Source organism: Flavobacterium macrobrachii (assembly GCF_014486675.1).
GTDB classification, from domain to species: domain Bacteria; phylum Bacteroidota; class Bacteroidia; order Flavobacteriales; family Flavobacteriaceae; genus Flavobacterium; species Flavobacterium macrobrachii.
The window spans coordinates 1-10,886 of sequence record NZ_JACTAC010000083.1; the positions used below are offsets into that span (position 1 = coordinate 1).

A 10,886-nucleotide genomic window follows, 5' to 3' on the forward strand; every position below is an offset into this window, starting at 1 on the left:
TAATAGTAATTCTCCAACGCACAGTTTTACAAACGGAACAACAACAAACATAACTTATAATACTGGTTACTATGGACAAGGTGTTTCATATACTGGAGCAGAAACTTTAGTGAATTCTACAATCTCAAGTGCAATAACATCACAGGCCAAATATACAATTGCATGGTGGGAATTCAGACCAATAGGTGTTCCAACTAATTATTCAACTTCTTTTGAATTGGGAGAAACAAACTATTATAGAGCAACAAACTCGTCTGGTTGTTATGCGCCAACATATTATCCTAATAGATATGAATTTGGTTTGTTAGATGGTCCAGCCTACAGATGTCTTACTTTACAAGAACAAGCAACTTTGGCTGGCTCTTGGGTACATCATGCTGTTGTTCACAATGGAACTTCGGTTAGTTATTATTTAAACGGTGCTTTAAGTATTAACACTTGGCTTTTGAATTACTCCGGTTTAAATTTAGCAACAAATAAATTTACTTTTGGCGGTGGAACAAATGGTGGTGTAATTAACACTGCAAAATGTATGAATGGAAAATTAGACGAATTATATGTTTACAATAGAGAATTATCAGCTGCTGAAATTCTTGCGGTCAAAAATTCATCTGTTGGTGTTTTACAAACACCTGTTATTTCAAATGTTGCTTCACTTTTTATAACTTCTAGCGCAACAGTTTCTTACACAATTAATGCTTCAGGATTAGCAACAACTTCTGTAATTAAATATGGTAATTCTAGTACTGCTTTGACAAATCAAGTTACAGGTGGAAATGCTTCAGGAAATTCTAATACAAATTTAAGTACTTCAATTTCTGGTTTATCATCTTCCAATACATATTATTATCAAATTGAGGCAACCAATGCTGATGGAACAACAGTATCACCAATATATACATTAAGTTATAATTTGATACAAAAATTTCCATTTGATGATTCTTTGAACAATGAAAACAATACAATCTCTTTAGATCCATTGTCAACTAGTCCAACATTTGTAGACAATAGATTTAGTCAACCTAACAAAGCTGTTTTTATCAATAACCAACAATTATTTGCTTCTATTTCTAATTTACCACAAGGAAATACACAAAGGACAGTTTCTTTTTGGATGAAAAGAGTAACCGATCAAAATCATTTAGTTTTTGCTTGGGGAACTCCTGCGACTAATCAAGCTTATGGTATGTTAATTAATGCGGGAAGTGGAAACTTAAATTATTATGGATGGGGAAATGATTTTGTAATTGGAGGCTTAGGACACAATTCAAGTTGGTCACATTATGTTTTAACTTATAGTGGAACTTCAGCAAGTGTTTATAAAGATGGAACACTATTAGGCACTTCATCAAGAGCATGGAATACCACAGGAACTAACTTAATTTTTGGATATTACGCAGGTGGAGGTAGTGTATCAAATATTAGTTTGAACGCACACATTGATGATTTTGAAATTTACAATATTGCACTTTCTTCATCAGAAGTTATGGCATTATATAACAATCAAAGCGTGCTTTCAAATCAAGATTTTAATTCAAATAATCTAAAAGCAACCATTTACCCAAATCCAACTACCGATACTTTCTCTATCGAAATGGAAAACGAAGTACAATCAGTAGAAATCTATTCGCTTCAAGGGCAAAAAGTGATGACTGCTAGTTCAAAAGAAATTAATGTTTCTAACTTATCGAAAGGAATCTATTTAATTCGTATTGAAGATTCAAACAATGCTATTGCAACACAAAAACTAATAGTTAAATAAATATGAAAAAAACAATTCTCCTTTTAGTCTTAGCATTTGGATTAATGTCTATGAATGCACCCGCGAAAAAACACCGCTTTGGTTTGTTAAATGAAGTTACCGTTGCCGAAAAATTCGACATCAAAATTAAAAATGATTTAGCCGATGAAGTCAGCGTAATCAATGCCGGAAGCGGTGGAAGTTATCGATTGACCAAAAACGCAACCACAACCATCAAAATGGAAGAAGGCGACAAATTACACTATTATGAAAAAGGCAAAAAAGGCGCTTTAATCTTAACCGCAACCGCAACCATGCACGGAAAAGTACAGCTATTGAGTAAAATATAAAAGTAAAGTAGTAGTTTTTTGGAAAATACCGCTCAAAAGAATTCATTTCTCCTTGAGCGGGTTTTTCGTTTTGAAAAAAATACTATCTTGTTTCCCTATTCAACAACCATGAAAACCATCAAAGCCATAGTAGTAGACGACGAAGAAAACGCTCGTCTAATCATCAAAAACTTCATTGCCGAATATTGTCCAACGGTTGAAATCATCGCCGAAGCCGAAGACGTAAAGTCAGCTGTGAAACTAATCAATAAAAATCAAGTTGACTTAGTATTTCTAGATATTGAAATGCCTAACGAAAACGGTTTTGCACTTTTTGATTACTTCAATAAACCAATTTTTGAAACTATTTTTTGTACTGCATATTCTGAATATGCCATCAAAGCATTTGAAGTTTCAGCAACTGACTATTTACTAAAGCCAATAGGTTTAACTAAATTAAAAGAAGCCATTGAAAAAGTAGAAAGTAAATTTTTAAAAATCAATCATTTCTCAGAAAATATTACGATATTAAAAGAAAATCTCTCAGAAAAAGAATTAAAAAAAATCGGCATTCTCATTGGCGATGGCATTGTTTTTATGGATTTGAACGACATTCTCTATTTTGAAGCTGAAGGTTCGTACACAACCATACATCACAAAAATGGCAAAGACTTGACTGTAAAAAAAATCAAACATTTTGAAGATTTGTTGGCGAATGACAAACGGTTTTTCCGCATTCATCGCTCATACTTAATAAATGTTTCTCTCATCAAAAAATACAGCAAAAAAGACGGTTTATCAGTTACCTACGACGACCGAACGCTACTTCCTATATCGCGTGAAAAAAAGGAAGAATTTGAAGAATTTATGCAACTCAACAACATTATATAATGAAGCATTGGGTGGTTTTTATTGGACTATTTTTCGGTCAAATTCTGTTGGCTCAAAACACCAATTCCGACCTCATCCAACTCCAAAATCATCCACAAAAAGACACTACGCGTTGCTTTCTTCTCAACAAAATCATAGAGTCCGAAAACGATCACAACATCTGGATTAAATACAATCAAGAGCTTCAAAAAATAGCTTTGGATAATAGTAAAAAAGAGAACAATAAAACGCTAAAAAATACGTACATCAAATATTTGTCGATTTCATACAACAACGATGGCGCTTATGAATTGTACAATGAAAAATACGATAAAGCCATTCTGTTGTACAAAAAATCTCTGCAAACGGCCAACTCCATTCAGTTTCACATCGGTAGTTCTCTTTCGCTACAAAACATCGGAACTGCGTTTGATTATTTAGGTAAAATTGACAGTACGTTGGTCTACATGAAAAAAGCGCATCAATTTGCTTTACGTTCCAAAAACAAATCATCTATTGCCTATGTACTGACCGATTTGGGTTACATCTACAACAATTTAGGCAACAACAATTTAGCCATCAAATACAATTTAGAAGCCTTGCCCTTGTTTGAAAAACTGAACGATTTAGAAGGTTTGGAACGGACCAATTTTGCACTCGGACGGATTTTCGACAATCAAAACGATTATAAAACGAGCTGTTTGTATTATTTAAAATGCTTGGAAATCGACCGAAAAACCAATAATAAAGAGCGTTTAAGTTTAATTTTAAACAGCCTAGCAGCAACCAACACCAATCTAAATTTAATTGACAAAGCACTACAATTCAACAACGAAGCTTTTCAATTGGCAACCGAAATGAACAATGAAGATTTTATCGCCACGGCTCACAAAAACTACGGAGATATTTATTTTTTGAAAAAGGAAAATGACAAAGCAAAATCGCACTATTCGCAGGCAGAACAGCTATTCAAAAAAATAAACAGTAGTATTCATCTATCAAAAGTACAAATTAAGTTAGCAACTATTTTATCCCATCAAAATCAACTTTCGATTGCCAAAGAATATGGATTAAAAGCATTCGAATTGGCACAAAAAACCAATTTCCCATCCAATCAAAAAAACGCTGCTGAAATTTTAAGCCAAATTTTTTCTAAAGAAAAAGACTTTAAAAATGCCTATAAATACAAATCGATTGCTTCTGACATTAGTGAAGAAATTTACTTTGACGAAAGTAAAGATATTGCCCTAAAAGCCACGTACCTATACGAAACCGAAAAGAAAGAAGCTGCCATCAAAGCGCTCAATCAAAAAAATAAAATTGCAGATCTCGAATCCAAAAAGAAAACGACTACATTGTATTTAGTCCTTCTCTTTTTCACTGGAATTGCAACCACAAGTTACGTTTTGTTCTCACGCTATAAAGAAAAAAAGAAAAACGAAATCCTTCAAAACCAACTCGCAGAAACTGAAAAGCTTTTAGCTGCGGAGAAAAAAATCACCGAAAGCGAACTCAAAGCATTAAAAAGTCAGATGAACCCACATTTTATTTTCAATGCCTTGAACAGTATTCAGATGCAATTTATGTATGGCGACAAACTCATCGCTAACGAGCAACTCAATAATTTTACCTATTTAACACGACAAATTTTAGAAGTTTCAGGCAAAAAAAGCATCACTATTTCTGATGAAGTTGAAATTCTAACCAAATATCTAGAATTAGAACAATTGCGATTTAAAAAAGATTTTACTTATTCAATAGACATTTCCAATAGCATAGATGAAGATTATCACAAAATTCCACCAATGCTAATTCAACCGTTTGTAGAAAACAGTATCAAACACGGATTATTACACCAAAAAGGAGATAAAAAAGTGAAAATTTATTTTGATATTGATGATAAAGAAACACATTTGATTTGCACAATAATTGATAATGGAATTGGTCGTAAAAAATCGGCTGAAATCAAAGCCAAAAACCACTCAACACACAATTCATTTTCTACAAAAGCTATCGAACAACGTCTTGAATTATTAAACAAAAAAGCACAACTTTCAGATTTAATAACCTATTCCGATTTAATCAATGAACAAAACGAAGTAACAGGAACAAAAGTTGTAATTAAAATTCCTTTTGCTTGATACTAAAAACAAAGTAAATAATAAATATTCAATCCAATAATTACAAGTGTAATAATCGCTAAAAGCAAAAATTTAAAATTAAAGTTTTTAATAATTATTTCCATTTTATTTTTTTACTGCAAATAAAACGGTAATAAAAAGATGTTGTATTAAAAATTCATGAACTGTATAATTTAGTTCACGAAATGAAGATTTGTTTGTTATTTTTACAGTCTAATTATAATAAAATGTCACAAAAACGCCTTTACCTTCTTGACGCTTACGCACTAATTTTTCGCGGCTATTTTGCCTTTATAAAAAATCCAAGAATTAATTCTAAAGGAATGGATACTTCGGCCATTATGGGATTTATGAATGCCTTGATGGATGTTATCAAACGTGAAAAACCCGATCATTTAGCTGTAGCTTTTGACAAAGGCGGAAGCGATTACCGTTACGAAATGTATCAAGAATACAAAGCGCATCGTGATGAAACTCCAGAAGCGATTAAAATAGCCGTTCCTTACATTCAAGAATTATTGAAAGCAATGCACATTCCAATTATTGAAGTGGCAGGTTTTGAAGCCGATGATTTAATTGGAACGTTGGCAAAACAAGCCGAGAAAGAAGGTTTTAAAGTATATATGGTTACGCCAGATAAAGATTTTGCACAATTGGTTTCCGAAAATATTTTTATGTACAAACCAGCAAGAATGGGTAACGACATTGAAATTTGGGGAATTCCAGAAGTGTTAGAAAAATTTGAAATCGAACGACCAGAACAAGTGATAGACTTCTTAGGAATGATGGGCGATGCAGCCGATAATATTCCAGGATTGCCAGGCGTTGGTGAAAAAACAGCTAAGAAATTCTTGAAAGAGTATGGTTCGTTGGAAAATCTTTTAGCCAACACACACGAACTGAAAGGTGCGATTAAAGATAAAATTGAAGCCAATGCCGAATTGGGATTATTGTCAAAAAAATTGGCTACTATCCTACTCGATTGTCCTGTTGAATTTAATGCCGAAGATTTTGAACTTTCAAAACCTGATGTTGAAAAAACCGATGCTTTATTTCAAGAGTTGGAATTCCGTCAAATGAAAGCGCAGTTTGATAAATATTTTGGAACTGGAAAAGAATACGACGAAATTGATACAAACGGCAATGACAATAGCAATGACAAAAATCATCCCGATGCTTCGGGACAAAAAAAACCTGTTAAAAAAACCAACGAAGAGCAATTTGACTTGTTCGGATTTTCGGATGAGGAAAGTGGTGAAGTGAAAACCAATTCAAATTATTCTACCTTAGAAAACACCAATCATAATTATACGATTATTCAAGGTGACTTGGGTACAAAATTATTTTTGCAAAATCTACTCAATCAAACATCGGTATGTTTTGACACCGAAACTACAGGAATTGATGCTTTGAATGCCGAATTAGTTGGAATGTCATTTTCTTGGCAAAAAGGCGAAGCATTTTACGTTCCGTTTCCGGAAAATCAAGAAGAAGCTCAGATTTTAGTTGATAAATTCAAACCGTTTTTTGAAAGTGAAAACATCGAAAAAATTGGTCAGAATATAAAATATGATTTGAAAATTCTATCTAATTATGGAGTTCAAATCAAAGGAAAATTATTTGATACGATGATTGCGCATTACTTAATTAATCCTGATATGCGTCATAATATGGATGTTTTATCGGAAACGTATTTGAAATATTCACCCAAATCAATTGAAGATTTAATTGGTAAAAAAGGTAAAAATCAAAAATCAATGCGTGATGTCGCTTTGGAAGAAATCAAAGAATACGCTGCCGAAGATGCTGATGTTACGTTTCAATTAAAACAAAATTTCAGCCCGATTTTAGACAAAGCAGAAACTAAAAAGTTATTCGATGAAATCGAAATTCCGTTGATTCCTGTTTTGGCCGCAATGGAATTAGAAGGAATCAATCTTGACGTTCCTTTCTTGAAAGAAATGTCGGTAGAAATGGCTAAAGAAAGTTCTGAATTGGAACAAAAAATATACGAAACTGCTGGCGAGAAATTCAATTTGGCTTCACCAAAACAATTGGGAGACGTTTTATTTGACAAAATGAAAATTGGCGGAGCAAAACAAAAGAAAACCAAAACAGGTCAATATGCGACTGGCGAAGAGGTTTTGAGTTATTTAGCTAATGAACATCAAATTGTAAAAGATATTTTGGAATGGCGTCAAATGGTGAAATTGCAAAGTACTTATATTGATGCGTTACCAAATCAAGTTGATAAAAAAACTGGTCGCGTTCACACCGACTATATGCAAACTGTTGCAGCCACAGGTCGTTTGAGTTCGAATAATCCAAACTTGCAGAATATTCCAATTCGTACCGAACGCGGACGATTAATCAGAAAAGCATTTATTGCTCGTGATGAAAATTACACCTTATTATCTGCCGATTACTCTCAAATAGAACTTCGAATTATCGCAGCGCTTTCTGGCGAAGAAAACATGATAAAAGCGTTTCAAAATAATGAAGATATTCATAGAAGTACGGCTGCAAAAGTGTTCAATGTTTCGTTAGAAGAAGTAACAAAAGAACAACGTAGCAATGCCAAAACCGTGAATTTCGGAATTATTTATGGCGTTTCTGCATTCGGACTTTCTAATCAAACATCGCTTTCGCGTAAAGAAAGTGCTGAGTTGATTGATGCGTATTATGCGACGTATCCAAAACTGAAATCGTACATGAGCAATCAAGTAGATTTTGCAAGAGAAAACGGTTACGTACAAACGGTTTTAGGAAGAAGACGTTATTTAAAAGACATCAATTCTGCTAACATGATGGTAAAAAGTGGCGCAGAACGAAATGCTGTAAACGCGCCAATTCAAGGTTCAGCAGCCGATATTATCAAAATTGCAATGATTAATATTCACAAGAAACTAACTTCTGAGAATTGGAAATCAAAAATGTTACTTCAGGTTCATGACGAACTTGTATTTGACGTTCACAACTCTGAATTAGAAAAAATAAAACCCATGATTAAACACGAAATGGAAAACGCCTTCAAAATGGATGTTCCGCTAGATGTTGAAATTGGCGTTGGAAAAAATTGGTTGGAAGCGCATTGATAAGTGTTCAGTTTTCAGTGGCAGTTGGCAGTTGAGTAACTTTTTCATTTCGACAAAGGAGAAACCACACAATCTAAATAACTTTATGCGATTTCTCCTTCGTCGAAATGACAAAATTCAAAATTAATTTTATGATTACTGAACAAGAAATAATCGATTTCATCAAAAAAGAATTTTGGGAAACAAAACTTACTTCTGACTCTGATGTTTTTTCAGAAGTTGGAATTGATGGAGATGATTGTGATGAGTTTCTGCTAAAATATGCTGAAAAATATAATGTTGACATGAGTAATTTTCTTTGGTATTTTCACTACCAAGAAGAAGGAAGTTTATCTTTTAATATTGGTAGTTTGCTTTCTAAAAATCCTCACCAACGAGTTAAAGAAATTCCCATTACACCAAAAATGTTAGCTGAATTTGCGAATAATAAAAAATGGGAAATTGATTATCCCGAACATAAACTACCAAGCTATCGATATGACATGATTATAAACTCTGTTTTATTCATAATTGTAATAGTTTGGCTAATTGTTTCCTTAATAAATAATATTTTAAAATAATCCCATGAAAAAACTCCTTTTCCTTTTATTATTATCAACATCATTTGCATTTTCGCAACAAACAAAATTTCAAAAAATTGATAGTTTGTTGACTTTTTTGAATGTCAATAACAAATTTATGGGCGAATTGTCCATAATCGAAAAAGGTAAAATGGTTTTTAGTAAAGCTTATGGCTTTGCTGATGTTGAAAGCGGAAAAAAATTAGATGTAAACACCAAATTGAAGATTGGTTCAATTACTAAAACTTTTACGGCAACTATGATTATGCAATTGGTTGACGAAAAGAAACTGACTTTGGAGACAAAACTTTCAAAATTTTATCCAAAAATTCCAAACGCGGAAAAAATTACCATTCATCATTTGCTGCATCACCGAACTGGAATTCCAGATTTTTTGAATGACGATCCATCGGTTGGAGAATTCATTTATGTAGAAAATAAAAAGGAAGATTTGGTAAAGCGAATAGAGAATTACACTTCTGCATTTGAACCCAATTCGCAACACAAATACAGTAATTCCAACTATAATTTGCTGGGTTACATCATTGAAGATATTACCAAAAAAAGTTTTTCAGAAAATCTAAATACTCGAATTGTGAAGAAAATTGGGTTGAAAAACAGTATACTTCCAACGAAAATTGACATTACAAAAAACGAAGGCAACTCTTATTTTTTTGATGGAAAAAATTGGACAAAAGTTCCTGAATGGCATAGTTCATTGTCGTTTGCTGCTGGCGCAATGGTATCAACAACAGATGATTTGAACCTGTTTTTAGAAGCTTTATTGGAAGGTAAGTTGACTTCAAAATCTTCTTTAGAGCATATGAAATCTATGGAAGATTATTATGGAAAAGGATTAATAATTGCACCTTTTGAAAACCGAAAATTCTATGGACATACTGGCGGAATTGAAAACTTTCGTGCCGCGGCAGGTTATAATCCAGAGGATAAAACAGGTTTTGCTATTATTGTAAATGGCGATAATTATAGTAGAAACGATATTATGATTGGTGTGTTGAGTTTGTTTTATGGTAGTGACTATTCATTTCCAGAATTCAAGCAATTTGAGGTTTCAAAAGCGATTTTGGAGCAATATTCAGGAACGTATAAATCGGCTGGGTTTCCAATGAAAATTAAAGTTTTTGTTGAAAATGGTAATTTGTTGGCGCAAGCAACTGGGCAAAGTTCCTTTCCATTAACAGCAAAAAGCGAAACCGAATTTGTTTTTGAAGCCGCTATGATACAATTGAAATTTGGAGAAAATAAAATGAATTTCAAACAAGGAACGATGGAATTCGAATTTATTAAAGAATAACTTTTATTTCATAAAACAAAAAAGCCGAAACTAAATTGTTTCGGCTTTTTGATATAAGTTGTAGACTAATTTACAATAACTTTTTTCCAAGATTTTTCAGTATCATTTACTAATTCTAAAAGATAAACACCGGTTTGCAATCCATTAATATTAATTTCAGTTGTGTCTGATTCTTCCACTTTAATTGTTCTAACAAAAGTACCAGTTTGTGAATAAACATTAACTTCTCTCAAAGTTGTTTTTGCTTTAATTAAAAACTCACCATTGGATGGGTTTGGATATATTTGAGTTGCTCTTAATGAAAAATCTTCAACATCAAGTGTTGTAAATTGTAAAGTTGCAAAGCCAGCACTTGCACTTCCACCATGACTACCAACATTAAAGTTTGCACTTCCAGCTCTTACACCACCAATTTTTATTGAATTAGTTGATGCGTAAGGCATTTGAAAATCGTTACTATCAGATGTTGTTAGAGATCTAGTTAATGTTAGTGTTCTAATACCGCCTGAAACTGTATTAGAATTAGTTGTCCAGTTTTGTACGTCTTGTGGAGGGTTTTGTGTTCCTGCAAAATTTCTATCTGTTAAATTAGGATTAGTTGCAGTTGTAAAAACAACAACATCACCATCACTCATTCCAAAACCAGATTCTATTTGCGAACCAAATCCTAGTCCAAACCATCTATCTGAAGGACCAGTTAAGACTAAAGTCACTTGAGATGTGTTATTATTTAATGTAAAGTTGGCAGTTATAGGAACATTGTTGTTAAGAGAAACTGTACCTGTAGATTTGGATTGACCAAAACTTGTTACGCTGATAATTGTTATAAAAAATT

8 protein-coding genes are annotated in these 10,886 nt (G+C 32.8%); 7 read left to right on the forward strand and 1 reads right to left on the reverse strand.

Annotated features, from left to right (window positions below):
- The 7 genes from IAI56_RS13940 to IAI56_RS13970 all read left to right on the forward strand — a co-directional run.
- Positions 1 to 1,762, forward strand: a 1,762-nt coding sequence (locus tag IAI56_RS13940) for a LamG-like jellyroll fold domain-containing protein (protein WP_187658450.1), incomplete at its 5' end; no start/stop codon positions are given.
- Between the two features lie 2 nt (positions 1,763 to 1,764).
- Entirely contained in the window at positions 1,765 to 2,091 is a 327-nt protein-coding gene (locus IAI56_RS13945) for a hypothetical protein (RefSeq protein WP_187658451.1), read from the forward strand.
- Positions 2,092 to 2,199: 108 nt separating this feature from the next.
- Positions 2,200 to 2,961, forward strand: coding sequence for a LytR/AlgR family response regulator transcription factor (locus tag IAI56_RS13950; RefSeq protein ID WP_187658452.1), 762 nt, complete (start codon positions 2,200 to 2,202; stop codon positions 2,959 to 2,961).
- Positions 2,961 to 5,081: a tetratricopeptide repeat-containing sensor histidine kinase gene (locus tag IAI56_RS13955; protein WP_187658453.1), complete on the forward strand. Its 2,121-nt coding sequence runs from the start codon at positions 2,961 to 2,963 to the stop codon at positions 5,079 to 5,081. Before IAI56_RS13950 ends, IAI56_RS13955 begins: the two co-directional genes overlap by 1 nt.
- 227 nt (positions 5,082 to 5,308) lie before the next feature.
- A complete protein-coding gene (polA, locus tag IAI56_RS13960) occupies positions 5,309 to 8,176 on the forward strand; it encodes a DNA polymerase I (protein WP_187658454.1) in 2,868 nt (955 codons plus the stop codon).
- A gap of 131 nt (positions 8,177 to 8,307) precedes the next feature.
- Positions 8,308 to 8,736, forward strand: a complete 429-nt coding sequence (locus tag IAI56_RS13965; RefSeq protein WP_187658455.1) for a DUF1493 family protein — start codon at positions 8,308 to 8,310, stop codon at positions 8,734 to 8,736.
- A 4-nt stretch (positions 8,737 to 8,740) separates the two neighbouring features.
- Entirely contained in the window at positions 8,741 to 10,051 is a 1,311-nt protein-coding gene (locus IAI56_RS13970; protein WP_187658456.1) for a serine hydrolase domain-containing protein, read from the forward strand.
- Positions 10,052 to 10,116: 65 nt separating this feature from the next.
- Here IAI56_RS13970 and IAI56_RS13975 read toward each other — a convergent pair.
- Positions 10,117 to 10,886 (reverse strand): T9SS type A sorting domain-containing protein (locus tag IAI56_RS13975; RefSeq protein ID WP_187658457.1); only part of this gene is annotated, 770 nt, incomplete at its 5' end.